General features: G+C 67.5%; 23 protein-coding genes. 16 read left to right on the forward strand and 7 right to left on the reverse strand.

What is annotated here, in order from left to right; translation table 11 throughout:
* Positions 1–93: 93 nt before the first annotated feature.
* Entirely contained in the window at positions 94–987 is an 894-nt protein-coding gene (locus R1L06_RS16125) for a histone (RefSeq protein WP_317218200.1), read from the reverse strand.
* 491 nt (positions 988–1,478) lie between these two features.
* On the opposite strand from R1L06_RS16125, the gene R1L06_RS16130 reads away from it, so the two are divergent.
* The 9 genes from R1L06_RS16130 (at position 1,479) to R1L06_RS16170 (ending at position 9,393) form a co-directional block, all read left to right on the forward strand.
* Positions 1,479–2,912: a Do family serine endopeptidase gene (locus R1L06_RS16130; protein ID WP_189720417.1), complete on the forward strand. Its 1,434-nt coding sequence runs from the start codon at positions 1,479–1,481 to the stop codon at positions 2,910–2,912.
* Between the two features lie 101 nt (positions 2,913–3,013).
* The gene (locus R1L06_RS16135; RefSeq protein ID WP_032128158.1) at positions 3,014–3,379 is read left to right on the forward strand and encodes a hypothetical protein; all 366 of its coding nucleotides are present in this window, start codon (positions 3,014–3,016) and stop codon (positions 3,377–3,379) included.
* Between the two features lie 8 nt (positions 3,380–3,387).
* Positions 3,388–3,858, forward strand: a complete 471-nt coding sequence (locus R1L06_RS16140; protein WP_049398102.1) for a phage holin family protein — start codon at positions 3,388–3,390, stop codon at positions 3,856–3,858.
* The gene (locus R1L06_RS16145) at positions 3,855–4,322 is read left to right on the forward strand and encodes a hypothetical protein (protein ID WP_032128160.1); all 468 of its coding nucleotides are present in this window, start codon (positions 3,855–3,857) and stop codon (positions 4,320–4,322) included. The genes R1L06_RS16140 and R1L06_RS16145 overlap by 4 nt, the downstream gene beginning before the upstream one ends.
* A 67-nt stretch (positions 4,323–4,389) precedes the next feature.
* Positions 4,390–5,499, forward strand: a complete 1,110-nt coding sequence (locus tag R1L06_RS16150; RefSeq protein ID WP_032128161.1) for an AI-2E family transporter — start codon at positions 4,390–4,392, stop codon at positions 5,497–5,499.
* Between the two features lie 31 nt (positions 5,500–5,530).
* Positions 5,531–6,250, forward strand: a complete 720-nt coding sequence (locus R1L06_RS16155) for an HAD family hydrolase (RefSeq protein ID WP_317218201.1) — start codon at positions 5,531–5,533, stop codon at positions 6,248–6,250.
* A gap of 3 nt (positions 6,251–6,253) precedes the next feature.
* Positions 6,254–7,621, forward strand: coding sequence for a leucyl aminopeptidase family protein (locus R1L06_RS16160; RefSeq protein WP_134951737.1), 1,368 nt, complete (start codon positions 6,254–6,256; stop codon positions 7,619–7,621).
* Positions 7,622–7,756: 135 nt separating this feature from the next.
* Positions 7,757–8,860 carry a catalase family peroxidase gene (locus tag R1L06_RS16165; protein WP_317218202.1) on the forward strand — a complete coding sequence of 368 codons (1,104 nt, stop codon included), beginning with the start codon at positions 7,757–7,759 and terminating at the stop codon, positions 8,858–8,860.
* The gene (locus tag R1L06_RS16170) at positions 8,857–9,393 is read left to right on the forward strand and encodes a cytochrome b (RefSeq protein WP_012509795.1); all 537 of its coding nucleotides are present in this window, start codon (positions 8,857–8,859) and stop codon (positions 9,391–9,393) included. Before R1L06_RS16165 ends, R1L06_RS16170 begins: the two co-directional genes overlap by 4 nt.
* Positions 9,394–9,948: 555 nt before the next feature.
* Here the strand turns inward: R1L06_RS16170 and R1L06_RS16175 are convergent.
* From R1L06_RS16175 to R1L06_RS16190, 4 genes are read right to left on the reverse strand one after another with little or no spacing between them, the layout of a single operon-like run.
* Positions 9,949–10,551 (reverse strand): response regulator transcription factor, encoded by a 603-nt coding sequence (locus R1L06_RS16175; RefSeq protein WP_075675585.1) that lies wholly within the window; start codon positions 10,549–10,551, stop codon positions 9,949–9,951.
* Positions 10,548–11,762 (reverse strand): sensor histidine kinase, encoded by a 1,215-nt coding sequence (locus tag R1L06_RS16180; RefSeq protein ID WP_317218203.1) that lies wholly within the window; start codon positions 11,760–11,762, stop codon positions 10,548–10,550. The genes R1L06_RS16175 and R1L06_RS16180 overlap by 4 nt, the downstream gene beginning before the upstream one ends.
* Before the next feature lie 6 nt (positions 11,763–11,768).
* On the reverse strand, positions 11,769–12,545 hold the full coding sequence (locus R1L06_RS16185) for an ABC transporter permease (RefSeq protein WP_317218204.1): 777 nt from the start codon (positions 12,543–12,545) through the stop codon (positions 11,769–11,771).
* Positions 12,542–13,438 carry an ABC transporter ATP-binding protein gene (locus R1L06_RS16190; protein WP_317218205.1) on the reverse strand — a complete coding sequence of 299 codons (897 nt, stop codon included), beginning with the start codon at positions 13,436–13,438 and terminating at the stop codon, positions 12,542–12,544. The genes R1L06_RS16185 and R1L06_RS16190 overlap by 4 nt, the downstream gene beginning before the upstream one ends.
* 202 nt (positions 13,439–13,640) lie before the next feature.
* On the opposite strand from R1L06_RS16190, the gene R1L06_RS16195 reads away from it, so the two are divergent.
* The 5 genes from R1L06_RS16195 (at position 13,641) to R1L06_RS16215 (ending at position 21,448) form a co-directional block, all read left to right on the forward strand.
* Positions 13,641–14,894: an efflux RND transporter periplasmic adaptor subunit gene (locus tag R1L06_RS16195; RefSeq protein ID WP_317218206.1), complete on the forward strand. Its 1,254-nt coding sequence runs from the start codon at positions 13,641–13,643 to the stop codon at positions 14,892–14,894.
* Between the two features lie 102 nt (positions 14,895–14,996).
* Positions 14,997–15,686: an ABC transporter ATP-binding protein gene (locus R1L06_RS16200; protein ID WP_049399872.1), complete on the forward strand. Its 690-nt coding sequence runs from the start codon at positions 14,997–14,999 to the stop codon at positions 15,684–15,686.
* 14 nt (positions 15,687–15,700) lie between these two features.
* Positions 15,701–16,858 (forward strand): ABC transporter permease, encoded by a 1,158-nt coding sequence (locus R1L06_RS16205; RefSeq protein ID WP_317218207.1) that lies wholly within the window; start codon positions 15,701–15,703, stop codon positions 16,856–16,858.
* Positions 16,859–16,871: 13 nt separating this feature from the next.
* Positions 16,872–18,194, forward strand: coding sequence for an ABC transporter permease (locus tag R1L06_RS16210; RefSeq protein ID WP_032128171.1), 1,323 nt, complete (start codon positions 16,872–16,874; stop codon positions 18,192–18,194).
* Positions 18,195–18,622: 428 nt separating this feature from the next.
* Positions 18,623–21,448, forward strand: coding sequence for a TonB-dependent receptor plug domain-containing protein (locus R1L06_RS16215; RefSeq protein WP_317218208.1), 2,826 nt, complete (start codon positions 18,623–18,625; stop codon positions 21,446–21,448).
* A gap of 118 nt (positions 21,449–21,566) precedes the next feature.
* On the opposite strand, the gene rarD is transcribed toward R1L06_RS16215, so the two are convergent.
* Positions 21,567–22,463 carry an EamA family transporter RarD gene (gene rarD, locus R1L06_RS16220; RefSeq protein ID WP_014645638.1) on the reverse strand — a complete coding sequence of 299 codons (897 nt, stop codon included), beginning with the start codon at positions 22,461–22,463 and terminating at the stop codon, positions 21,567–21,569.
* Positions 22,460–23,365, reverse strand: a complete 906-nt coding sequence (gene yedA, locus R1L06_RS16225; RefSeq protein WP_317218209.1) for a drug/metabolite exporter YedA — start codon at positions 23,363–23,365, stop codon at positions 22,460–22,462. Before yedA ends, rarD begins: the two co-directional genes overlap by 4 nt.
* 312 nt (positions 23,366–23,677) lie before the next feature.
* On the opposite strand from yedA, the gene R1L06_RS16230 reads away from it, so the two are divergent.
* The gene (locus tag R1L06_RS16230) at positions 23,678–25,012 is read left to right on the forward strand and encodes an MFS transporter (RefSeq protein WP_088023485.1); all 1,335 of its coding nucleotides are present in this window, start codon (positions 23,678–23,680) and stop codon (positions 25,010–25,012) included.
* Positions 25,013–25,022: 10 nt separating this feature from the next.
* Positions 25,023–25,376: a hypothetical protein gene (locus tag R1L06_RS16235; RefSeq protein WP_317218210.1), complete on the forward strand. Its 354-nt coding sequence runs from the start codon at positions 25,023–25,025 to the stop codon at positions 25,374–25,376.
* Positions 25,377–25,438: the final 62 nt, after the last annotated feature.

Raw genomic sequence — 25,438 nt, forward strand, 5'->3', positions numbered from 1 at the left:
CAGGAAGAACCTGCATCTTGCCCCAGACCGTGCCCCAGAAACGCGAAAGGCCCCACCACCCGTTGGGTGGCAGGGCCTTCGGTCACGGCGCGATTACTTGCGCTTGGCGACCTTGCGCACGGCCTTCTTGGCCGGAGCCTTCTTGGCGGCGACCTTCTTCAGCGGCGCAGCCTTCTTGGCGACCGTCTTGCGGGTGGCGGCAACCTTCTTGCCCACCGCCTTCTTGGCAACGGCGGTCTTCTTGCCGACAACCTTCTTGGCAGCAGCGCTCTTCTTGCCGACGGCCTTCTTGGCGACAGCAGCCTTCTTGCCGACAACCTTCTTGGCGGCCGCGGTCTTCCTGGTGGCGACCTTCTTGGTAGCGGCAACCTTCTTGCCGACAACCTTCTTCGCAGCCACGGCCTTCTTGCCAGCGACCTTCTTGGCGGCGACGGTCTTCTTGGCCACGGCCTTCTTGGCGGTGGCGACCTTCTTGCCGACAACCTTCTTGGCGGCCGCGGTCTTCTTGGCAACGGTCTTCTTCGCGACGGCGGCCTTCTTGGTGGCAGCCTTCTTCACGGTAGCGACCTTCTTGCCAGCAGCCTTGGTGGCAGCCTTGGTGGTCTTCTTGGCAGCGGCGGCCTTCTTGGTCACAGCCTTGCCTGCAGCCGCCTTCTTCTTGGCCACTTCCTTCTTCAGGGCAGCGGCTTCGGCCTTGGCGTTCTTCTTGGCGGCTTCCAGCTTCTTCTTGGCGTTGGCAACAGTCTTGCCGACCGACTTGGCAGCCTTCTCGGCCTTCTTGGCAACGGTCTTCTCGACCTTGGCCACGGCCTTCTTGGCCTTGGCAACGCGGGTGCCGGCAGCCTTGGTGGCGCGCTTGACGGTCTTCTTGACCGACTTCACTGCGTCTTCGGCAGCGTGGGCGATGGTCTCGCCAACGTTGGTGGCGGTTTCTTTGACGTTCTCGACGGCGTCGGTCACGACCGACACACCATTACCGTTGCTCATGTTGCCCTCCTGCGGGCCTTAAGTATCAAAACGGGGCGATGCTATACCGACATTGACGATCGTGGAACGGGCCGTGCACCCGCAATCGCATCTGCTGCGACGGTAATGGTGTAGCCCAGCACCCTCTCGAGCACAGTGGGTTGACAGGAAACCCCTTTTTTTCAGTGCTGCGCCGCACGGTGCGGATAGCGGCAGGTGCTGCCTGCGCGCACCTGCCCGAGTGCTGCGAAAGGCATGCGATATGGCGCATCGCGGCACCAGGATGCGCCGAACTGCGCAAGTATCGGCCTGTATCCACACGCGCTTCGGCAGACGTCGGCACGTTGCGAAGCACGCCCGACGTTGTCGCCACCGCCCCACAGATGGCGACGCCGACCCGCGTTCCGGGCGCCCGGTTTTCATGGCGCATTTATCCAGATCGCGACACACTCATTCAGCTTGTTTTACCGTAGAGCCGAACGGCCCCCACCCACGCCAGCGAACCGACTCCCATGCGACCGCTTCCCACCCTGCTCACGCTCGCAATCGCCGCCGCCTTCGGTGGCTTCGTTGCCACCGGCATCAATGCCCACCTGGACAACCGTGCCGACGCCGCGCCGCTGCCTGCGGTACTCCCGACCACGGCGGCATTGCCGGCCTCGGTGGCCGGACAGGCGGTGCCGTCGCTGGCACCGATGCTGGAGAAGGCGATGCCGGCCGTGGTCAGCGTCAACACCAAGCAGGTGGTGCGCGTGCGCAACCCCTTCTTCAACGACCCGTTCTTCCGCCGCCTGTTCCCGGACATCCCGCAGGAACGCATCAACGAATCGCTGGGCTCGGGCGTGATCATCGACGCCAAGGAGGGCCTGGTGCTGACCAACCACCACGTCATCGACAACGCCGATGACGTGCAGGTGACACTGGCCGACGGGCGCACGGTCAAGGCCGAGTTCCTCGGTTCGGACCGCGATACCGACATCGCGCTGATCCGCATCCCGGCGCAGAACCTGACCGACATCAAGCTCGGCAACAGCGACCAGCTTCGGGTCGGTGACTTCGTGGTGGCCATCGGCAACCCGTTCGGCTTCAGCCAGACGGTCACCTCCGGCATCGTCTCGGCGGTGGGCCGCAGCGGCATCCGCGGGCTGGGCTACCAGAACTTCATCCAGACCGATGCGTCGATCAACCCGGGCAACTCCGGTGGCGCACTGGTCGACCTGCAGGGCCAGCTGGTCGGCATCAATACCGCCAGCTTCAACCCGCAGGGCAGCATGGCCGGCAACATCGGCCTGGGCCTGGCGATTCCGTCCAACCTGGCGCGCAGCGTGGTCGACCAGCTGGTCAAGCACGGCGTAGTGGTGCGCGGCACGCTGGGCGTGGAGAGCCAGAACCTGACCGCGCAGATCGCGCAGGGGTTGGGCCTGGGCGAAACGCGGGGTGCGCTGATCACCCGCGTGCTGGCCGGTTCGGCCGCTGCGACCGCCGGCCTGAAGCCGGGCGACGTGGTGGTCTCGGCCAACGGCCAGCGCGTGGACAGCGCCGAAGCCCTGCACAACGTGGAAGGCCTGGCGGCGGTCGGCAGCGCGCTGACGCTGGACGTGCGCCGCGAGGGCAAGCCGCTGCAGATCAAGGCAACCTTGAAGGAACAGGCGCGCGCGGTCACCGGCGAGAGCCTGGACCCGCGCCTGACCGGGGCCACCTTCGTCGACCTGCCCGAGTCGCTGCGCCAGTCCGGTGTCGGCGGCGTGCTGGTCAGCGAGGTCAAGCGCGGCAGCCGCGCGGCCACCAACGGCCTGCAGCAGGGCGACATCATCACCGATGCCACCGTGGGCGAATTCGCCGACCTGGCCAGCTGGCGCGCCAACTTCCAGCAGCGCCCGCCGACCCTGGTGATACGCGTGCTGCGCAACAATGGCCAGCAGCAGGGCCAGCTCGTGATGCGCTGATCGCCCTGCCGTAACACCCCCTATACCCCGGCAATGCTATTGCTGTCAGTCCAGGTCGGCACCGCCGACTCCCGTTCCCCCATCGCAACAGGAGTGATTCGATGAGCCCCACCAATACCGAGAACCTGAAGGAACACCTGGGTGAAGCCGGTTCCCACCTGAAGCAGGCCGCGTCGGCCGCCGGCGGTGCGATCAAGGGTGCAACCGGCGCAGCCGGCGACGAACTGCGCATCGGCAAGGCCAACGTCAAGGCTGAACTGTCCGACAGCGCGCTGTCCGGCCTGGCCGCCGCCGAGTTTGGTGGTGCAGCCGCCAAGGAACAGGTCGACGCACTGATGGACAAGGGCAAGGACCTGATCGACAGCGCCGCTGAGCTGATCCGTGAACGTCCGCTGGCCTCGTTCGGTGTCGCCTTCGCTGCCGGCTGGATCATCGCCAAGCTGGCCCGCGGCAGCAGCGACAAGTAAGCCGCGGCGTGAGCGAAGACAACGCGCAAGCGCCTGATCCGGCGGCTACCCCGCCGCTGGATGAGAGCATCCGCCAGGTCGGCGCGGCCGGTCGTGCCGCTGCCGATTCTGCCAAGCACACGCTGCGCTCGCTGCGCCGGTTGGCCTCGGCCGACTTCGCGCTGGCGCGTAGTGCATTCGGTCGCGCGCTGGCCTGGGCCGGCGTGGCGATCGTGTTTGGAGCCTCGGCCTGGCTGCTGATGGCCGCCACCCTCATCGCCCTGCTGCAGAGCTGGGGCCTGAGCTGGCTGCAGGCGCTGCTGATCACCTCGCTGCTGAGCCTGGCCGTCACCGGTTATGCGATCTGGCGGGTGTCCTACTTCTTCCACCACACCGGCATGCACGCTACCCGGCGCCAGCTGTCACGCCTGGGCCTGTTCGACGAACCCAGCGAAGACGATCCCGATGCCGAGGTGCAGCTGCCCGAGGGCAAGCCATGAAGTTCGGCGCGCTGCAACGGCGGGTGAAACGCTGCGAACAGGTGGTGACCGTGCGCCTGGGCGAAACCCAGGACCACTGGTCCACGCTCAGCGACGTCTGGCGAAAGGGCTGGTCGCCGCTGCGCATCGTGGTGGTCGGCCTGGCCGGTGGCTTCATCGCCGGCAAGCTGGAAGTGCCGGGCAAGGTCAACGGTGCCCGCTGGCTGCAGATGGTGGGTTCGGTCTCGAACCTGTTCGCCAGTGCACAGGCGGCGTTCGCCACGGCGATGGCGGCGCAGGCCGCAGCCACTGCCGACGACGCGGCTGAGGAAGCCGACGAAGCCAGCGAACAGGCACAGGCGGCGGCCTCCGCTGCCGAGCCACGGCCGGCACCGGCTCCACGCTCCGTGCCGGAGCCAGAGCCGGAACCAGACCCGCGCGGACCGCGTCCGGCCGAAGCGGCTACCGAGCTGTCCGAACGTTGATCCATGGAATCCGCCGCGCCGATCGCGGCCGGCGGATAATGCGCTCCCCTTCCCGGTTGGTGCGTCGATGAGCGAGTCCCTCCTGTCCCCGTCACCGGCCGGCCCCGAACAGCCCGACGCCCCGTTGCCGCCACCGTCGCGTCCGCGCGGACCGATGTCGCTGGTGGTGCTGGCGACCCTGGCGGTGGGCTACACACTGTGGGCGGCACAGGACATCATCCTGCCGGTGCTGCTGGCGATGTTCTTCGCACTGGTCGGCAATCCGATCCTGCGCCTGCTGCAGAAGCTGTGGATTCCACGTGCGCTGGGCGCTCTGCTGATCCTCGGCGCGGGCCTGGGCGTGACCGGTTCGCTGGCGGTGCAGTTGATCGGCCCGGCAATGGAATGGGCACAGGAAGCACCGCAGCAGCTGCGCAAGATCGCCCGCCAGGTGCAGGACCTGACCAAGCCGGTGCAGCAGGCCAACCAGGCCGCAGAGAACTTTGCCCGCGTGGCCGGTGGCGACAGCAACCGCAAGGTGCAGGTGATCCGCGCCCAGCTCGATGACCCGTACCGCATGTTGACCCGTGCGCCGCGGCTGGCCGCCTCGGTGCTGGCGGTGGTGCTGCTGACCCTGTTCTTCATGATCTACGGGCAGAGCCTGCAACGCGCGGCGATCGCCCTGTTCCCGAACCGTCAGCAGCAGCGCTTCACCAGTGACATCCTGCGTTCGATCGAGCGCGAGGTGTCGCGCTATGTGCTGACCATCAGCGTGATCAACACCCTGGTCGGGCTGGTGTTCGCCGGCGTACTGATGCTGCTCGGCATCGGCCTGCAGGAAGCGTTGCTGTGGGGCACGGTGGCCGCACTGCTGAATTTCGCTCCGTATGTGGGTCCGTTGATCGGCGTGGCGCTGATGCTGCTGATGGGCTTCGTGGAATTCCGCGACCCGCTGCAGGCCCTGCTGCCGGCCGCCGCCTACCTGGGCCTGCACACCCTGGAAGGGCAGATGGTGACCCCGATCGTGCTGGGCCGTCGCATGAAACTGTCGCCACTGGTGCTGATCCTTGCGCTGATGGTGTTCGGCTGGGCCTGGGGCATGATCGGGCTGCTGCTGGCGGTGCCGCTGCTGGTCTGCATCAAGCTGGTGCTGGCACGGCTGGACGGCATGCAGGGATGGGCGCGCCTGCTGGAATGAAAGCCCGCGCGGGCAGGGGTAGAATGGCGGGGTGAATTTCCCCGTCCAAGCCATCACCCTCGACCTTGACGACACGCTGTGGCCGTTCGCTCCGATCGGCGCCCGCATCGACCTGGTCCTGCACGAGTGGATGTGTGAACACAGCCCCGCCACGGCCGAGATGTATCCGGTGGCGGCGATGCGCGAACTGCGCGAGCGCCTGTACCACGCCCATCCGCACCTCCATCACGACCTGAGCGCACTGCGCCGGCTGACCCTGCACGAAGCGCTGCACACCAGTGGTGCCAGCCTGGATCTGCTGGAGCCGGCGTATGACGTGTTCTTCGCCGCGCGCAACCAGGTCGAGTGCTACCCCGATGCGATCGACGCACTGGCGCGGATTGCCGCGCGGGTGCCGGTGGCGGCGCTGAGCAACGGCAATGCCGATCTGGAGCGGATCGGCCTGGCCCATCATTTCGCCTTCCAGCTGGGCGCGCGCGAACACGGCGCGGCCAAGCCGGAGGCGAGCATCTTCCACGCCGCCTGCACCCGCCTGGGTGTTGCGCCGGCACAGGTACTGCACGTCGGCGACCACGCCGAAATGGACGTGGCCGGGGCGATCGCCGCCGGCCTGCGCGGCTGCTGGATCAACCGCGAAGCAGCCACCTGGACCCATCCGCAGCTGCAGCCGGACCTGCAGTTCGACACCCTCACCGGCCTGGCCGACTGGTTGGATGCCAACCTCGACGCTGCCGCACCCCGGAGTACCTGACGCATGAGCGAGATCACTGGTTTCACTGCCGACACCGCCGCAGCACTGCCGCTGTACGTGCTGGACCGCGAGCAGTTCGCGTCCTGGAAGGACGGCCAGCCGGCCGCCACCCAGGCATGGCTGGCGTCGCAGGGCTTCACCGCCGGTGCCTTCACCACGGCGTTGCTGCCGGGCGCCGATGGCCTGGCCGGTGCGGTGATCGGCGTGGGTGATCGCGCCGATGCCTACAGCTACTCGCATGCCCCGCACGCGCTGCCGGAAGGCAGCGTGTGGCAGCTGGCCAGCGAACTGCCGGCCGCCGAACAGGCGCTGCTGCAGCTGGGCTGGGGCCTGGGCAGCTACCGCTTCGATCGCTACCGCAAGCGCCACCGTGCACCGGCACGCCTGGTGGCTGAGCCGACCGGCGAAGTGGCCGACCTGATCGCCGCCAGCCTGCGCGTGCGCGACTGGGTCAACACCCCGACCGAAGACATGGGTCCGCAGCAGCTGGAAGACGCCGCGCGCGCGCTGGCCGATGCGCACGGTGCGCAGGTCGAGGCGATCACCGGCGATGAACTGCTGAAGCAGAACTTCCCGGCCATCCATGCCGTCGGCCGCGCCTCGCACCGCGCTCCGCGCCTGGTCGTGCTGCGCTGGGGCAAGGACACCGATCCGGCACTGGTGCTGGTCGGCAAGGGCGTGTGCTTCGATACCGGCGGCCTGGACATCAAACCGGCCGACGGCATGCGCAACATGAAGAAGGACATGGGCGGTGCCGCGCATGCACTGGCCCTGGCAGGCCTGGTGATGGCGCGCGGCCTGCCGGTGCGCCTGACCCTGCTGGTGCCGGCGGTGGAAAACGCGATCGGCCCCGATGCCTTCCGCCCGGGCGAAGTGATCGCCACCCGCAAGGGCCTGAGCGTGGAGATCGACAACACCGACGCCGAAGGCCGCGTGATCCTGTGCGATGCGCTGACCTTCGCCAGCGAACAGAAGCCGGACCTGGTACTGGACTTCGCCACCCTTACCGGCGCTGCGCGCATCGCGCTGGGCCCGGACCTTCCGGCGCTCTTCAGCAACGACGACAGCGTGGCGCAGCAGTGGCTGCAGGCCGGCGACGCGACCCGCGACCCGGTCTGGCGCATGCCGCTGTGGCGCCCCTACCTGCGTTACCTGAGCAGCGGCATCGCCGACCTGGCCAACGCCGGTTCGCGCATGGCCGGCTCGGTCACCGCCGCGCTGTACCTGGAACGCTTCCTGGAAGACGGCCAGCGCTGGGCGCATCTGGACGTGTATGCCTGGAACGACGGCGAACGCCCGGGCCGGCCGGCTGGCGGTGAAGCACTGGCGCTGCGTTCGGCGTGGGCGATGCTGAAGCAGCGCTACAGCTGATCGGGTGGGTGCCGACCTTGGTCGGCACGCCGTCCCCGGCAAACTTGACGAAAAATTGAATACCGGGCCTGGAAGGGTTCTGCGAGGATGTGTGGGTCGACCACCCACACGCTCCGTGAAGGCAGGACTCCGACCATGTCGCTCTTCCGCTACACCCGCGCCGGCCAGACACCGGGCGCGCCGCGCAAGCATTCCCCCCTGCTCTGGATCGCACTGATCGCACTCATTCTGGGTGCGGTGGCGCTGGCCTTCGCCTGGTTGGCCGGCTGGATTGGCGGCCGCCTGACCGCGCAGCGCTTCACCGACACCATCGAGGCCACCGGCCCGGCCCATCCGGGCTTCCGCCGTGCGCACAGCAAGGGCGTGTGTGTAAGCGGTTGGTTCGAACCCAGTGCGCAGGCCCCCACCCTGTCCAGCGCCCGCGTGTTCTCGCAGCGCCGCGTGCCGGTGATGGGTCGCCTGTCGATCGGCGGCGGCGACCCGTACGGCGCCGACAACACCGCGCGCGTACGCAGCCTCGCGGTGCAGATGGTCAGCGATGATGGCCAGGAATGGCGCATGGCGATGAACAGCTTCCCGTTCTTCGCCGTGCCCAACGCCGAGGCGTTCTACGCGCAGACGCGCGCCTCCATCCCGGACCCGGCCACCGGCAAGCCCGACCCGCAGAAAATGGCCGCGGTGCTGGCGAAATACCCCAGTGCACAAGCGTTCCAGCAGTGGGCCAAGACCGCGCCGTGGACCAGCAGCTGGGCTGACACCACCTTCAACAGCGTCAACAGCTTCTGGTTCACCAACGCGCAGGGCCAGAAACGCGCGGTGCGCTGGCGCTGGCAGCCGCAGGCGCCGGTGGTCGAGATGGATGCGGAAACGCGCAAGAACGCCAGCGTCGATTTCCTCAGCCAGGAACTGCAGCAGCGCCTGGCCAGCGGCCCGGTGCGCTGGAACCTGGTCGTGACCACCGCCGAGCCCGGCGATGCCATCGATGATCCGTCGGTGCCGTGGCCCGAGTCGCGTGATCAGGTGGTGGCCGGCGTACTCAGCCTGGACCGCATGCAGTCGCAGGAACAGGGCGCGTGCGGCCAGATCAACTTCGATCCGCTGATCCTGCCCAGTGGCGTGCGTGGCAGTGACGATCCGATCCTGGCGGCCCGCTCCGCCGTGTACTCGCAGTCCTTCAACCGCCGCGAACGCGAGCGCGCCACCGGCAACGTCGAGCAACCGAAGGAGGCCGCACGATGAGCACCGGCAACGGCCACTTCAATCTGCTCGCGCGGGTGCTGCACTGGTCCATGGCGCTGATGATCATCGCCATGCTGTTCATCGGCGTGACCATGGTCGCCTCGCTGCACCTGCGGCCGATGCTGATCGATCTGCATCGCCCGTTGGGCATCGCCATCGGCGTACTGGTGCTGCTGCGCCTGTACAACCGGCTGCGCCATCGTCCGCCACCGCTGCCGGCGGATCTGCCGGTATGGCAGGTGATGGCGGCCAAGGCCTCGCACTGGATGCTGTACGCGCTGATGCTGGCGATGCCGCTGATCGGCTGGGCGATGCTGTCGGCCGGCGGTTACCCGATCGTGCTGTGGGGCGGCCTGCACCTGCCGCCGATCGTGCCGCACACCCCGGCGCTGTATGCCGCGTTGCGCAATGCGCACAGCCTGCTGGCGTATGTGTTGTTCGCCACGGTGCTGATGCATGTGGGTGCGGCGCTGTTCCACCTGTGGGTGCGGCGCGATGGCGTGTTCCAGGCGATGGCGCGCGGGAAGGATTGAGCGGGTTCGCCGGGAGTTCCCGGCGGATCGTTTCCGCGACCGCGGGGGGGGTGTCACTTTCTTTGCGCGCAAAGAAAGTAACCAAAGAAACGCTCCGCCGGCCGCGAGCCGGCGCGCTTCGCACGCCGGTGCCCTGCGCTCCTCGGTCCCTCGAGGGACGGTGCGGGAACTCGCTGCGCTCAGACACCCGCACCTCTTCGCCCTCGCCGGACCTGCGGTGCTCGGCTCGCTCAAGGCGGACTTGAAGGTCAAGATCAACAACAAGAGCATCCACGCGCGGCGTGGATCTACTGGGTGCAGCTTTTGCCTTTGACGTTGGGTCCGCCTTGAGCGAGCCGAGCATCGCAGGGGAATCAGGGGCGAAGAGGCGCCGGTGTCTGAGCGCAGCGAGTTCGGCGCCGTCCCCTGATTCACCGAGAAGCGCAGGGAACCGGCGCGCAGCGACGGCTCGCGCTCTGGCGGCGTGTTTCTTTGGTTACTTTCTTTGCACGAGCAAAGAAAGTGACACCCACCCGCGGTCGCGGAAATGACATCACCGGGAAAGGCAGGCCGCCCCTACAACCACCCCTTCTGCCGCGCCAGCCGGTACGCCTCGATCCGATTGGCCACGCCCAGCTTGCCGATGCACTCGGACAGGTAGTTGCGCACCGTACCGTGCGATAACCCCAGCTGCTCGGCGATCTCACTGGCGGTACGGCCCTCGCCCGCCAGCCGCAGCACGCGGCGTTCGCGGTCGGTCAGCGGGTCGGCCTGCGACCACGCATCCAGTGCCAGCTGCGGGTCGATCGCGCGGATGCCCTGCTTCACCTTGCGCAGGGCTTCGGCCAGGTTCTCGGCCGGTGCGTCCTTCAGCAGGTAGCCCAGCACGCCCGCCTCCAGCGCGCGGCGCAGGAAGCCGGCACGGGCGAAGGTGGTCACGATCACCACCTTGATCGGCAGTTCCTGGCGGGCGATGCGCTGCGCCAGTTCCAGACCGGACAGGCCGGGCATCTCGATGTCGGTGACCAGGATGTCCGGTTGCAGCTGCTGCAGCATCCGCCACGCGGTTTCGCCATCGGCGGCGCTGCCCAGCACCTCGATATCCGGCTCCAGGCCCAGCAGCGCCGACAGTGCGCCGCGCACCATGGCCTGGTCTTCGGCCAGCAAGATGCGGATCATGCGGCACCGTCCTGCGCCAACGACGTGGGCGACAGCGGCGTGGTCGCGGCCATCAACGGCACGCGTACCGTCAGCACGGTGCCCGCCCCGCGCGGCGACTGCAGCGTCAACTGGCCACCCAGTGCTGCGGCCCGCTCACGCATGCCACTCAACCCATTGCCCTCGGCCTGCACGCCGCCACGGCCGTCATCGCGTATCTGCATCGCCAACTGTCGGTCCTCAAGCATGAAATCCACCTGCACCCGGGTCGCCTGCGCATGGCGCACGATGTTGGTGGCGGCCTCGCGCAACACCAGCGCCAGCCCGCGTTCCACCTCCACCGGCATCGCTGGCGGCGCCGTGTACTGCAGGTGCACCTGCTGGCATTCCAGCAGCAGACGCGCCGACGCCAGTTCCCCCGCCAGATCACTGGCGCGGATGCCGGTCACTGCACTGCGCACCTGTGCCAGCGCTTCGCGTGCAATGTCCTCGGCCTCGCCGATCTCCTGCCGTGCACGCGCGTCATCGCGATCGTAAAGCTTGCGTGCCAGCTCCAGCTTCAGCGTGATCAGCGACAGCGTGTGCCCCAGCAGATCATGCAGGTCGCGGCCGATACGCTCGCGCTCGGCGGTGGTGGCCAGTCGCCGCACCTCGTCCTGCGACAGCTGCAGGGCAACGTCGCGCTGCTGGCTCAGGGCCTCCACGTTCACCACCAGCCCGACGATGAACGACACCGCCGGCATCCACACCATGGCCTGCCACGGATAGCCGAAGTACAGCGCGGTGCCGCAGAACAGCAGATTCAGCGCGGTCAGCTGCAGCAGGTACGCCCACCAGCTGCTGCGCCCGCTCATGCGGATCATCACGCAGCCGAACACGAAGTAGCTCAGTCCCGAGGGGTACCAGGGCAGCAGTACCAGGGCCATCACGATCATGCCCAGCGCGTAGCGCCATGCATGGTGCCGTGGCGCCAGCATCACCTTGGCGTAGAACAGCAGGAACATCGGATAGCTGACCAGGGTCAGCAACAGCCAGCGCAGGGTGAAGCCGTTCCCCAGCACCGGGGTGAGGAAAATCCATACCGACCACAGCAGGTGGATCGCACCGCTCCAGGGCGATTTGCCACGCCGCAGCAGCTCGGCCACCGCCGAATCCGGTGCGGGGCGCAGCAGGGACGCAAGCCAGCTCGACGACACGGGAGAATCCAGGCGGGGACGATCGCTGCCGATCATGCCAGTTCAGCCGATCCGGCGCAGGCGACGGCGCGCCAGCAGCAGCGCGACCACCGTGACCGCCAGCAGCACCAGCAGGTGGCCGGCCACGCTGCCCACCGACGGCAACCCGACCACGGGCAGCGCCAGCTGCGCCAGATGCCAGGTCGGCCACAGTGGGGCCATCGTCGAGAACAGCGTGGGCAGCGCCGACAGCGGCAGCCACAGGCCCGACAGCAGGGCCAGCGGCAGGTAGACCAGGTTGACCATCGCCGGTGCCGCGCTGGCACTGACATGGCTGCCGATCAGCAGGCCAATCGCCCCCAGCGGCAGCGCCGCCAGGCCCGCCACCGCCAGCAGCTGCACCATCTGAAACGCCTGCAGCTGCACGCCACCGAGCACGCGCGCGACGCCGATCAGCAGCAACGCCACCAGCAGCGCGAACATCACCGCCATCGCCAGCCGCGCCAGCAGCGGTGCCGCCGCCGGCATCGGCAGCGCGCGCTTGAGGGTCAGCAGGCCGCCTTCGCGGTCCAGCGCCAACTGCACGCCGAAGCCGAACAGGGCCGGGGCCATCGCACCGAACACGCAGTAGGTGGCCAGCAGGTACAGCGGCGCGTGACCACGCCCCAGCAGCACGCCGAACAGCAGATAGAACAGCACCGGGAATAGCAACGAGGGCACCGCGAACGCCGGCGTGCGCCAGGCCCGGCGCAGTTCGGCCTGCAGCTCGGCGCGGTAGGGGCGCAGTGCCTGGCGCCATGCAGGCAGCGGCAATCCGGTGGTACGGACCAGGGTGTTCATGCGACCTCCCGGGTCATGTCGAGGAAGGCGTCGGCCAGCGCCGCGCCCTGTACTTCCAGTTCGCGCAGCTGCGCATCGGCGGCCAGCAGGCGCGCCACCACAGGCTCGGCCGGGCTCGCCAGCAGCTGCAGGTGCTCGCCGTCGCGCTGCACCTCCTGCACACCCGGCCACTGCTGCACGTCCGCAATGGGCAACCCGCTGCGGCAGCGGATGCGGCGCGGCCGGTCGGCCAGGCGCAGCTCGCTCAGCGGCACGTCGGCCAGTACCCGGCCCTGCTCCAGCACCACCACCTGCTGCGCCAGCGCTTCGGCCTCCTCCAGGTAGTGGGTGGTCAGCAGCACGCCGCAGCCTTCGGCCACCAGCTGCCGGATCGCCTGCCACATCGCCTGCCGCGCCTGGATGTCCAGGCCGGTGGTGGGCTCGTCCAGGAACAGCACGCGCGGGCGGCCACACAGCGCGATGGCGAACTGCACGGCGCGCTGCTGGCCACCTGACAGCTGGCCGTAGCGGCGGCGCGCGAGCGCCTGCAGGCCAGCACGCTGCAGCACCTCCTGCAACGGCATCGGGTCGGGATAGCAGGCGCTGGCCTGCGCCACCAGTTCGTCCACCTGCAGCATCGGCGGCAGGCTGGTGCTCTGCAGCATCACGCCCAGGCCGATACGGCTGGCGCGCTGCTGCGGGTCGCCGCCGAGCAGTTCGACCTGCCCGCCATCGGCGCGGCGCAGGCCCAACAACACGCTGATCGCGGTACTCTTGCCGGCACCGTTGCGGCCCAGCAGCGCCAGCACCTGGCCAGCGCGGACCTGCAGGTCGATGCCATGCAGGGCGGTATGGTCGCGGTAACGCACCTGCACCTGCTGCAGGCGGGCCAGCGACGGGGCGATCGGATCCATGGGCGGTACCGGTAGCGGGGACGTTGCCATCCTGTGCCGCCGTGGTCACATTTCGCAGTTGCCGCCGTCAGTGTCATCGGGTGACAGCTGTCACTGCCGTCATCGCTGTGCCTGCCTTCATGCTGTGCCGCACGCTCCACCGCCGGAACCGCCGCCGTCCGCTCTTCCGGCCACACCCGCCCGAACGTCTGTGATGGAACGAATGAACGCTTCTGCCGAGCTGTTGAAGGAACTCCGTATCGACCGCAAATCGCCGCCGCCCGCCTCCGGTGGCGGTAGCAATGGCGGTGGCCGCCGCTGGCTGTGGATCGCGATCATCGTGGTCGTGCTGCTGGTCGCCGCCGCCGTCACCTTCCTGTTCGGCCGTGCGCCGGCGGTGGAGGTGGAAACCGCACCTGCCGTGGCCATCCAGCAGGGCAGCGCCAGCAGTTCGGTGCTCGATGCCAGCGGCTACGTGGTCGCCCGGCGCATGGCCACGGTCTCGGCCAAGATCACTGGCAAGGTGCGCGAGGTGATGATCGAGGAAGGCATGCGCGTGGAGCAGGGCCAGATCATGGCCACGCTGGACCCGATCGATGCCGACGCGCAGCGCAGCCTGTATGCCTCGCAGCTGCAGGCCGCACGCAGCCAGGTGGCCGGTCTGGAGGCACAGCAGAAGCAGGCCGCCGCCGAAGCCAGCCGCCTGCAGGCACTGGTCGGCCAGCAGCTGGTGTCGCGCTCGCAGTACGACCAGGCGGTGGCCCAGCGCGACAGCCTGCGGGCACAGCTGGACACCGCACAGCGCAACGTCAAGGTGGCCAACGACCAGCTGGCCATCGCCGACCTGGGCGTGGACAACAACATCGTGCGCGCGCCGTTCTCCGGCGTGGTCACCGCCAAGGCTGCGCAGCCCGGCGAAATCGTCTCGCCGCTGTCGGCCGGTGGTGGCTTCACCCGTACCGGCATCGGCACCATCGTCGACATGGAATCGCTGGAGATCGAAGTCGAGGTCGGCGAAGCCTTCATCGGCCGCGTGCAGCCGAAGATGCCGGTGGAGGCCACGCTCAATGCCTACCCGGAATGGAAGATTCCCGGCGAGGTCATCGCCATCATCCCCACCGCCGACCGCGGCAAGGCCACGGTGAAGGTGCGCGTGGCGCTGAAGGTGAAAGACCCGCGCATCGTGCCGGAGATGGGCGTGCGGGTCAGCTTCCTGGAACAGGCGCAGCCGCAGGCGGCCGCCAAGCCGCAGGGCGTGCGCGTGCCGGGCGGCGCCGTGGTGCAGCGCGGGGGCGCCTCGGTGGCCTTTGTGCTGGGTGATGAGAACCGCGTGCAGCAGCGCACGGTCGAGGCTGGCCAGGCGATGGGCAAGGACCGCCAGATCCTCAAGGGCGTGAGCGCGGGTGAATCGGTGGTGGTCAACCCGCCGGACACCCTGCGCGACGGCGCCAAGGTGCAACAGAAACAAGCGCAGTAACGGCCTGGCGCCTGCGGGCGCCGCCGGCAACACCGCTCAACGCATGCCTGCGGCCACCGCCGTGGTGCTTCCCCGTTTCCCGCCTTCCGTGGAGAACCACCCATGTCGACCCTGGTTTCATTGCGCAACATCACCAAGACCTACCAGCGCGGCCCCGAAAAGGTGCAGGTGCTGCACGGCATCGACCTGGACATCGCCAGCGGCGACTTCGTCGCGCTGATGGGCCCGTCCGGCTCGGGCAAGACCACCCTGCTCAACCTGATCGGTGGCCTGGACAACCCCAGCGGCGGCGAGATCAGCATCGAAGGCGAGCGCATCGACCAGATGAGTGGCGGCCAGCTGTCGACCTGGCGCAGCCACCACGTCGGCTTCGTGTTCCAGTTCTACAACCTGATGCCGATGCTGACCGCGCAGAAGAACGTGGAACTGCCACTGCTGCTGACCCATCTCAATGCGGCGCAGCGCAAGCGCAACGCCGAGATCGCGCTGACCCTGGTCGGCCTGGCCGACCGCCGCAGCCACCGCCCGAATGAACTGTCCGGCGGCCAGCAGCAGCGCGTGGCGATCGCGCGGGCGATCGTCTCCGACCCTACTTTCCTGATCTGCGACGAACCGACCGGCGACCTCGACCGCCAGTCTGCCGAGGAAATCCTCGGCCTGCTGCAGCAGCTCAACCGCGAGCACGGCAAGACCATCATCATGGTCACCCATGACCCGAAGGCCGCCGAGTACGCCACGCACACGGTGCACCTGGACAAGGGCGAGCTGGCCGACGCGCCGCTGGCCCACTGACGGAGGCCACGGCGATGAAATATTTCTCCCTGGTGTGGGCGCAGCTGTTCCGCAGCCGCACCCGCACGTTGTTGACCCTGCTGTCGGTGGTGGCTGCGTTCCTGCTGTTCGGCATGCTCGACTCGGTACGCGTGGCATTCACCTCCGGCGGCAGCGTGGAAGGCGCCAACCGGCTGGTGGTGGCGTCGCGGCTGTCGATCACCCAGTCACTGCCGATCCGCCTGGAAGCGCAGGTGCGGCAGGTGGCCGGCGTGCGCGACGTGGCCTACGGCATGTGGTTCGGCGGCATCTACCAGGACCCGAAGAACTTCTTCCCGAACTTCTCGGTGTCGCCCAACTACTTCGATGTCTACCGCGAGCTGCAGATCGACCCGGCACAGCTGGAAGACTGGAAGCAGACCCGCACCGGCGCCATCGTCGGTGAAACGCTGGCCAAGCAGTTCGGCTGGAAGATTGGCGACACCATCCCGCTGCAGGCAACCATCTTCCCGCGCGGCGGCAGCAACGACTGGCCGCTGGAGCTGAAGGGCATCTACCGCTCCAAGGACCGTGCGCTGGCCGCCAACGAAGAACGCCAGTTGATGATGAACTGGAAGTACTTCGATGAATCCAACGACTACATCAAGAACCAGGTGAGCTGGTACACGGTGACGCTGGACAATCCGGACCAGTCCTCGCGGGTGGCGCAGGCGATCGACGCGATCTCGGCCAACTCCGACCACGAGACCAAGACCCAGACCGAATCGGCGTTCCAGCAGGCCTTCGTCAAGCAGTTCGCGGATATCGGCATGATCGTCACCTCGATCATGGGTGCGGTGTTCTTCACCCTGCTGCTGTTGACCGGCAACACCATGGCGCAGGCGGTGCGTGAGCGCGTACCCGAACTGGCTACGCTGAAGACGCTGGGCTTCAAGGACAGCACCGTGCTGATACTGGTAATGGTGGAGTCGGTGCTCCTGATCGGCCTCGGTGGCCTGATCGGCATGGGCCTGGCTGCACTGATCCTGCCGGCGATCGGGCCAAAGAGCATGGGCATGCTGCCGCCGCACGTGCCGACCCCGACCTGGCTGATGGGGCTGGGCCTGATCGTGGTGATCGGCATCATCGTCGGCCTGCTGCCGGCGCTGCGTGCCAAGCGCCTGAAGATCGTCGATGCACTGGCCGGCCGCTGAGGAGGACACCGACATGTTCAAGAGCAAACTCAAGAAGTGGCTGGGCAACGGCGTGACGGTACTGCTGCTGGTGATCGGCCTGGTGCTGTGGATCAGCCTGCCGTGGATCGGCGTGCTGGCCGTGGCCGTGCTGGTGGCATTGTGGCTGCTGCTGACCCGCGGTGGGCGACTGGCGCTGGCCGCCACCCGCATCGGCGTAGCCAGTCTGCCGCAGCGCTGGGGCGCGTCCTCGGTGATCGTGGTCGGCATCGCCGGCGTGGTCGGCGTGCTGGTGGCGATGCTGGCGATGGGCGAAGGCTTCCAGGCCACGCTCAACAACACCGGCGATGACACCACTGCCATCGTGCTGCGCGGCGGCTCGCAGGCCGAAACCAACTCGGTCATCACCCGCGAACAGGTGCCGACGCTGTCCACTCTGCCCGGCATCACTCGCGATGCCGAAGGCCGGCCGCTGCTGTCGCCGGAGCTGTCGCAGGTGGTCAACCTGGTATCGAAGTCCGACGGCACCGACGTCAACGCGCAGTTCCGCGGCGTCGGCCCGCAGGCGTGGGCGGTGCATGACAAGGTCAAGATCGTCGAAGGCCGCACGTTCGCCACCGGCCTGCGCGAGATCGTGGTCGGCCAGGGCGCCAAGGGCCAGTTCCGCGATCTGGATGTGGGCAAGACGCTGACGCTGGGCAACCAGACCTGGACCGTGGTGGGTGTGTTCGCCACCGGCGACGCGCATGATTCGGAACTGTGGACCGACGCCGATACGCTGGCCACCACCTACCAGCGCAGTGCGTGGCAGTCGATCAGCGTGCGCACCGATGGCAAGGCCGGCTTCGAGCAGTTCAAGGCCGCCGTCGCCGCCGACCCGCGCCTGAAACTGGACGTGGAAACCACCCGCGTCTACTACAGCAAGCAGGGCGGCGGGCTGACCAAGCTGATCGACATCCTCGGCAAGGTGATCGGCACCATCATGGCGGTCGGTGCGGTGTTCGGCGCGCTCAACACCATGTACGCGGCGGTCGCCACGCGTGCGCGCGAGATCGCCACCATGCGCGCGATCGGCTTCCGCGGCCTGCCGGTGGTGACGGCGGTGATGCTGGAGACGATGCTGCTGGCACTGCTCGGCGGCCTGCTAGGTTGCGCGGTGGCATGGCTGCTGTTCAATGGCTACAGCGTGTCCACCATCGGCAGCAACTTCAGCGCAGTGGTGTTCAAGTTCCATGTGTCGCCGGAACTGCTGTGGACCGGCCTGAAATGGGCGCTGGGCATCGGCCTGGTCGGCGGCCTGTTCCCGGCGCTGCGCGCGGCGCGGTTGCCCATCACCACGGCGTTGCGCGAAACCTGAGCATCACGCAGCGATACAACGCGCATTGCGCAGGGGACGGAGCGAAGGCTCCGTCCCTTTTTTCTTGCGCGTCATCCGCGCATGGCGTGGATCTACCGAGGGCGATGCATCCAGGCCGGGTGATGAACAAGTACGTCCAGTAGATCCACGCCATGCGTGGATGGATGCCTGCGCACACGCACTGCTACAGATTGCGGGAAATCCGCCGCTATCGATGCCTCTGCCCATAGCAAACGCAGCGCGCGTGACGCTGCGCACAGCGCATCTGTGGATTGTTGGTTGCGATTCATTTTCGCGCACATCCGTGGCGCAGAGACAAACAGTTACGAATGGAAACAATCTAGAATCGCGCCCCCCACGTTGGTTTGCAGCACCCCACGCGCCCATAGAACGGGCGCATGTTTTTCCTGAAACACGAGATTTCACGGATGTCCCTGAAAACCACTCCGCTGCGCAACGCGATCGTCATCGCGCTGGCCGCCAGCTGCACCACCCCCGCCTTCGCACAGAGCACCGGCGACGCCACCACCACCCTCGACCGCATCGAAATCACCGGCTCGCGCATCCGCCAGGCCAGTGTCGAGACCGCACAGCCGGTGATCGCGCTCAACCGCGCCGAGATCGAGAAGAAGGGCTACGTCAACGTCGCCGACATCCTGCAGGACATTCCCGCTGCTGGTTCGCCGAGCATGAGCCGCGCGTCTTCGCTGACCTCCTCGCGCGACTTCGGCGGCATGTACGTCAGCCTGCGCAACCTCGGCCCGGAACGCAGCCTGGTGCTGATCGACGGCCGCCGCATGGGCGTCAGCGCCGGCGGCTACTCCGACCTGGCCTCGATTCCGTCGGCCATCGTCGAGCGCGTGGAAGTGCTGACCGATGGCGCGTCCGCGCTGTACGGCTCGGACGCCATCGCCGGCGTGGTCAACATCATCACCCGCAAGAACTTCGACGGTGGCCAAGCCAGCGTCTATGTCGGCCAGTACGGCCAGGGTGACGGCCAGAAGCGCTCCTACAGCGCCACCTTCGGCAAGACCTTCGACCGCGGCTGGTTCACCGTGGGTGCTGAGCGCACCAAGGAAGACGAAGTGCTGGGCAAGGATCGCGAGTTCAGCCGCTATCCCAACGGCCCGCGCCACCCGACCGACAACCTGAACGGCAACACCCCGTGGGGCTACGTCACCGTCGGTGGCAAGAACCTGACCGTGGGCCCGGGCGGCGATCCGAGCCAGAAGGGCAACTTCCACGCGCCGGATCCGGCCGATGGTGCCAACAGCAAGACCAACATGAGCCTGCTGACCGGCCTGGAGCGCACCTCGGTGTTCGCCAACGGCGGCTTCTCGATCACCGACGACCTGCGCATCGTCGCCGACGCGCTGTACAGCAAGCGCGAATCGACCAAGCAGCTAGCCGGCTACCCGTACTCGGTCAGCGCCGCCCAGGCGCGCAACGGCAGCCGTGCCGCCCTGTCCAAGGACAGCACGTTCAACCTGTGGGGCCAGGATGTGCTGTTCGCGCACCGCTCCGAGGAGCTGCCGCGCGGCACCGAGAACAATCTGGAGACCAAGCGCGCCAGCATCGGCCTGGAAGGCAGCTTCGAAACCGGTTCGCGGTACTGGGACTGGAACGTCAGCTACATGTACAACCGCAATGAAGGCGAGCGCATCGGTACCGGCAGCATGTACCAGCCGCACGTCAACCAGGCCGTCGGCCCGTCCTTCATGGATGGCAACGTGGCCCGCTGCGGCTCACCGGGTGCGGTGATCGCCGGCTGCGTGCCGTGGAACCCGGCTGCGCCGATGGGTTATACCGGCCCTGGCTCGCTGAGCAACCAGGACGTACAGGACTACCTGTTCGCCCGCTTCGTCGACAAGATGAAGAGCACCACCAAGGTGGCCAGCGCCAACATCTCCGGTTCGCTGTTCACCCTGCCGGCCGGCGACATCATGGGCGCGATGGGCTTCGAGCACCGCAGCGAAGAAGCCAGCTACACCCCGGACATGCGGGTGCAGAAGGGTGAGATTACCGGCACCACCGGCCAGCCGACCCGTGGCGACTACTCGCTCAACGAGGTCTACCTGGAGCTGCAGGTGCCACTGCTGGCCGATCTGCCGTTCGCGCGCGAACTGTCGCTGGACGTGGCCGGTCGCTACTCGGATTACAACAACTTCGGCTCGACCACCAACAGCAAGTTCGGCCTGAAGTGGAAGCCGATCGACAGCCTGCTGGTACGCGCCACCTACGGCACCGGCTTCCGTGCACCGACCGTGGATGACCTGTACGGTGGCACCGTCAGTACCCGCGATTCGTTCACCGATCCGTGCGATACCTCGTTCGGTACCGCGGCCACCAGCCCGACCGTTGCTGCCCGTTGCCAGGCGCTGAAGGTGCCGGCCAACTTCCGCCAGCTCAACAGCGATGGCACCGTTGCCACCAAGCCGGGCCAGCAGTCGACCGTCGACTTCAACTCGGGTTCCAACGCGGCGCTGAAGCCGGAAACCGCCAAGACCTGGACCGTGGGTCTGGTGTACAGCCCGGACTTCGTGGCCGGCCTGGATGTCAGCCTCGACTGGTGGAAGATCCGCATCAACAACGCCATCGTCTCCGAGACCACCAACAGCATTCTCGAGCAGTGCTATGTGCAGGGTTCGGACGCCGCCTGTGGTCGCTTCACCCGTGGCAGCAACGGCCAGGTCAACAGCCTGGACCGCTCGCTGGTCAATGCCGGTTTCCGCGAAACCGCCGGCTATGACATCAACGTGCGTTACCGCCTGCCGGAAACCACGTTCGGCCAGTTCGCCGTCAACTGGAACACCACCTACACCGACTACCTGAAGCAGCGCAACGACAACGCCGCGACCACGCCGGTGGAGCAGCGCACCAGCTGGGGCGGCGACTTCCGCGTCCGCTCGACCTTCAACCTGGATTGGCAGTACGGCGACCTCGGCATCGGCTGGACCGCGCGCTACTACTCCAGCATGAAGGAGAAGTGCTCGTACATGGACGAGTGCAACCTGCCGGGCTTCAGTTCGTCGTACACCAGTGCATCGCCGACCAACAAGGTGGGCTCCAACACCTTCCACGACCTGCAGGTGCGCTACAGCCTGCCGTGGGACGGCACCGTGTCGCTGGGCGTGAACAACGTCTTCGACCACCAGGGTCCGATCATGTACAGCCAGCCGAACAGCAGCTTCACCTACTACGGTGGCTTCGACATCGGCCGCTTCATGTACATGAAGTACCAGCAGCGCTTCTAAGCCTGCAACCGCGTTCCCGCCACAGCCATCTCTCTCCTGGCTGTGGATGGAAGCAGAGCGGCGCCCCTCGGGGCGCCGCTCTTTTTTGTGCACACCTGTCAGCCGAGCGGACGCGGCGCTACCGCTTGGCGCGCATCGTGCGGATGTTGTCGCCGACAAACAGGATCAGGCCGGCCCAGATCGCAGCGAAGCCGATCGCCTTGGCCGTGTCGAACGCTTCGTGGAAGAAGAACACGCCCAGCAACAGCTGCAGGCTCGGCGCGATGTACTGCAGGATGCCGACCAGCGACAGCGGAATGCGCTTCACGCCGTAGGCGAAGCCGATCAGCGGCACGGCGGTGACTGCGCCGCCGAAGATCAGCAGCAGGTCGTTGCGCCAGCCCCAGCCATGGAAGAACGCGCCGCCATGGCCGTTCTCGGCCCAGATCGCGAAGGCCAGCGCCGGCAGGAACAGGTACATGCTTTCCACGCCCAGGCCGGCCACCGGGTCGACCGAAACCAGCTTGCGCAGCAGGCCATACAGGCCGAACGAACAGGCCAGGCCCAGCGCGATCCACGGTGGTGTACCGGCATCGATGGTCAGCCAGGCCACGCCCACCGCCGCCATTGCCACCGCCACCCACTGCAGGCGGCGCAGGCGTTCCTTCAGCACCAGCACGCCCAGCAGCACGTTCACCAGCGGGTTGATGAAGTAGCCCAGGCTGGTCTCGATGACATGGCCGGCGTTGACCGCCCAGATGTACAGGCCCCAGTTGAAGGCGATGGTCAGGCTCGACACCAGCAGGATCGGCAGCGCGCGCGGCTGCGCGGCGATCTTCTGCCACCAGCCCAGGCGCGAGCTGATCAGCAGCCAGCCCAGCACCAGCACGGTGCTCCAGATGATGCGGTGGGCGATGATCTGGAACGAGGGCACCTCGTTGAGCAGGTGCCAGTACACCGGCACCAGGCCCCAGATCACGAAGGTGGAGGCGGTGACCAGCAGGCCCCGGCGTTGTTCTTTCTCATCCATGCTCATTTCTTTCTCGTCCTTGCCATCGTCAGCACCACCACACCCAGAAGAATCACCACCATCGCCAACAGGTCGCGCCAGCCGAACCGTTCACCGTTGAGCAGTGCGCCCAGCAGCACCGCGATCACCGGATTGACGTACGCGTAGCTGCCCGCCAGCGCGGGGCGCACGTTCTGCAGCAGCCACACGTAGGCGGTGAACGCGACGATGGAGCCGAACACGCACAGGTAGGCCATCGCCAGCAGGCCACCGGTATCGGGCAGCGTGGTCGGGCGCTCGCCCACCGCCAGGCCGATCAGCACCAGCAGCACGCCGCCGCAGAGCATCTGCCCGGCAGCGGTCATGAACGGGCCCGGCAGGTCCAGCCCACGCGCCCACACCGAACCGAAGGCCCAGCCGATCGGCGCGATCAGCAGCAGCACCAGCCCGGTCGGCGAGGCCGTCAGGCTGCTGCCGGCGTTGAGCCAGACCACGCCCAGGAAACCGATGGCGATGCCCAGCCACTCGCCACGGCTGGCGTGCTGGCCACGCAGCGCCGAGAACAGCGCCATCCACAGCGGCACCGAGGCCACTGCGGTGGCGGCCAGGCCCGAGGACACCTCACGCTCGGCCAGCACCACCATGCCGTTGCCCAGCACCAGCATGGTCACGCCCATGATGACCAGGTTGCGCCACTGCCGCAGAGTCGGGTTCGGCATCTTCCAGAACAGGCGCAGGGCCAGGAACATCAGGCCACCGGCAATGATGAAGCGGCTGCCGGAGACCATCGTCAGCGGCAGCGCGCCGCCGTGCAGGGCCTTGGCGATACCCAGGTAGGTCGACCCCCAGACCACGTAGACCAGCAGCAGCGCCAACGCGACAAGGCCACCCCGGGGGGCAGCCGCAGACGGAACAGGGGGAGCCGACATGACGCACCAGAGGGGCCGGGGGAACGCGGATTCTAGGACGTTCGGCCGGCTGAAATAACCCCGGTTTTCAACACACTGCAACTCGGATGGGCGATCTTCCCGGGTGCCGGACGCGAAACGGCGTACGACGATTTAGCTATAGGCCCGTCTGGCGCCCGCTGTCACCCTGTCCGGTCCCATTCCCCGCCCGCTCGTTCGGCACCCGGCGTTGACGTGGGATGCATTACCTAGGAGGCTGGCCGCAAGCGCCCCGCGCGCGGCTGGCACCGATCTTTCCCGCACGGAAGCGCCGCATCGAGGATTCCCACCCGGATGAGCACCACGTCCCATTCCGCTGTCCCCAGCACCGACGGCGCCGCGCTGCGGCGTTCCATCTCCAACACCCTCAAAGGCTCCGCCGGCAACCTGGTGGAGTGGTACGACGTCTACGTGTACTCGGTGTTCGCCGTGTACTTCGAATCGCAGTTCTTCTCGCCCGACGACAAGAACTCCACGATGTACGTGTGGGCGATCTTCGCAGCGACCTTCCTGATGCGCCCGATCGGTGCCTGGTTCTTCGGCCGCTTCGCCGACCGCCATGGCCGCCGCCTTGCGTTGACCGTGTCGGTCACGCTGATGGCGCTGTGTTCGTTCCTGATCGCCATCACCCCCACCGCCGCCAGCATCGGCATCTGGGCCGCGGTGATCCTGCTGTTCGCGCGCCTGCTGCAGGGCTTCGCCACCGGTGGCGAATATGGTGCCAGCGCGACCTACATGTCCGAGGCCGCCATTCCCGGCCGCCGCGGCTTCCTGTCCTCCTTCCACTACGTCACCCTGGTCGGCGGCCATGTGCTGGCCCAGCTGACCCTGCTGCTGATGCTGACCTTCTGGGGCAAGCCGGAAATCTCCGAGTGGGGCTGGCGCATTGCCTTCGGCATCGGCGGCATCGCCGCAGTGGTGGTGTTCTGGCTGCGCCGAGGCATGGACGAGTCGCTGTCGGAGTCGTCCATCGAGGCCGCACGCGAGGGCAAGGCGCAGAAGTCCGGCTCGATGTACGAACTGTTCGTGCACCAGTGGCGGCCGCTGCTGCTGTGCTTCCTGATCACCGCCGGCGGCACCGTGGCCTTCTACACCTATTCGGTGAACGGCCCGAAGATGATCCAGAGCGCCTTCGCCGGCAACGACCCGATGACCGGCACCCTGATCAACCTGGGCGTGCTGGCGTTCCTGATGGTGCTGCAGCCGGTCGGTGGCTGGCTGTCGGACATCATCGGCCGCAAGACCCTGCTGGTGTTCTTCGGCGTCGGCGGCGTGCTGTACAGCTGGTACCTGATCACCCAGCTGCCGCACCAGCATGACGCCACCCTGGCCTTCCTGACCCTGGCCATGGCGTTCGTCATCCTCACCGGCTACACCTCCATCAACGCGGTGGTGAAGGCCGAGCTGTTCCCCACCCATGTGCGCGCACTGGGCGTGGGCCTGGGCTACGCGCTGGCCAACTCGCTGTTCGGCGGCACCGCCCCACTGCTGTACCAGGGCGCGCTGAAGACCGGCCACGTCGACTGGTTCGCCATCTACGTGACCGCGACGATCGCGGTATCGTTGGTGGTCTATGTGTTCTTCCTCACCAACAAGGGCCCGAACTGGCTCGACGGCACCCGCAAGTAAGCGCGTCGTCATGATCGCGGCCACCGGTGCAATGCCGGTGGCCGCTGTGTCTCCGGCCTCGCCGCTGATGTGGCTCGCGGCGACGCTGGCCGCAGCCACGGCACTGGCCTGGCTGCTGCGCCGCCCCAACGCGCAGGCCGCGTGGCCGCGCATCGGTTTCGGGATCGCCCTGCTGGTGTTCTGCGCCGCGCTGGCGCTGCAGCTGGCGGTGGACCTGGGCAGCGGCCACAGCTCGCTGCAGCTGCGCCTGCACCGCGGCATCAATTCCGGGTCGCCGGTTGGACTGCGCACGATGGTGGCGTGCTATCTGGCAGCGCTCGCCGCCGGCGGCTGGGGCGCGTGGAAGCTGCTGCGCCGGCGCTGACGAATACCCGGGCGTGCCGGCCGCTGGCCGGCAACGCCACCTCTTTCGGTAGTGCCCGGGGG

It is taken from the genome of Stenotrophomonas mexicanensis (assembly GCF_032911605.1).
In the GTDB taxonomy this organism is placed as follows: domain Bacteria; phylum Pseudomonadota; class Gammaproteobacteria; order Xanthomonadales; family Xanthomonadaceae; genus Stenotrophomonas; species Stenotrophomonas maltophilia_A.

Bases quoted from the DNA above. Each gene is read 5' to 3' on its own strand.
- R1L06_RS16125 (WP_317218200.1), bottom strand. From the start codon at position 987: ATGAGCAACGGTAATGGTGTGTCGGTCGTGACCGACGCCGTCGAGAAC.
- R1L06_RS16130 (WP_189720417.1), top strand. From the start codon at position 1,479: ATGCGACCGCTTCCCACCCTGCTCACGCTCGCAATCGCCGCCGCCTTC.
- R1L06_RS16135 (WP_032128158.1), top strand. From the start codon at position 3,014: ATGAGCCCCACCAATACCGAGAACCTGAAGGAACACCTGGGTGAAGCC.
- R1L06_RS16145 (WP_032128160.1), top strand. From the start codon at position 3,855: ATGAAGTTCGGCGCGCTGCAACGGCGGGTGAAACGCTGCGAACAGGTG.
- R1L06_RS16150 (WP_032128161.1), top strand. From the start codon at position 4,390: ATGAGCGAGTCCCTCCTGTCCCCGTCACCGGCCGGCCCCGAACAGCCC.
- R1L06_RS16160 (WP_134951737.1), top strand. From the start codon at position 6,254: ATGAGCGAGATCACTGGTTTCACTGCCGACACCGCCGCAGCACTGCCG.
- R1L06_RS16165 (WP_317218202.1), top strand. From the start codon at position 7,757: ATGTCGCTCTTCCGCTACACCCGCGCCGGCCAGACACCGGGCGCGCCG.
- R1L06_RS16170 (WP_012509795.1), top strand. From the start codon at position 8,857: ATGAGCACCGGCAACGGCCACTTCAATCTGCTCGCGCGGGTGCTGCAC.
- R1L06_RS16175 (WP_075675585.1), bottom strand. From the start codon at position 10,551: ATGATCCGCATCTTGCTGGCCGAAGACCAGGCCATGGTGCGCGGCGCA.
- R1L06_RS16180 (WP_317218203.1), bottom strand. From the start codon at position 11,762: ATGATCGGCAGCGATCGTCCCCGCCTGGATTCTCCCGTGTCGTCGAGC.
- R1L06_RS16185 (WP_317218204.1), bottom strand. From the start codon at position 12,545: ATGAACACCCTGGTCCGTACCACCGGATTGCCGCTGCCTGCATGGCGC.
- R1L06_RS16190 (WP_317218205.1), bottom strand. From the start codon at position 13,438: ATGGATCCGATCGCCCCGTCGCTGGCCCGCCTGCAGCAGGTGCAGGTG.
- R1L06_RS16195 (WP_317218206.1), top strand. From the start codon at position 13,641: ATGAACGCTTCTGCCGAGCTGTTGAAGGAACTCCGTATCGACCGCAAA.
- R1L06_RS16200 (WP_049399872.1), top strand. From the start codon at position 14,997: ATGTCGACCCTGGTTTCATTGCGCAACATCACCAAGACCTACCAGCGC.
- R1L06_RS16205 (WP_317218207.1), top strand. From the start codon at position 15,701: ATGAAATATTTCTCCCTGGTGTGGGCGCAGCTGTTCCGCAGCCGCACC.
- R1L06_RS16210 (WP_032128171.1), top strand. From the start codon at position 16,872: ATGTTCAAGAGCAAACTCAAGAAGTGGCTGGGCAACGGCGTGACGGTA.
- R1L06_RS16215 (WP_317218208.1), top strand. From the start codon at position 18,623: ATGTCCCTGAAAACCACTCCGCTGCGCAACGCGATCGTCATCGCGCTG.
- rarD (WP_014645638.1), bottom strand. From the start codon at position 22,463: ATGAGCATGGATGAGAAAGAACAACGCCGGGGCCTGCTGGTCACCGCC.
- yedA (WP_317218209.1), bottom strand. From the start codon at position 23,365: ATGTCGGCTCCCCCTGTTCCGTCTGCGGCTGCCCCCCGGGGTGGCCTT.
- R1L06_RS16230 (WP_088023485.1), top strand. From the start codon at position 23,678: ATGAGCACCACGTCCCATTCCGCTGTCCCCAGCACCGACGGCGCCGCG.
- R1L06_RS16235 (WP_317218210.1), top strand. From the start codon at position 25,023: ATGATCGCGGCCACCGGTGCAATGCCGGTGGCCGCTGTGTCTCCGGCC.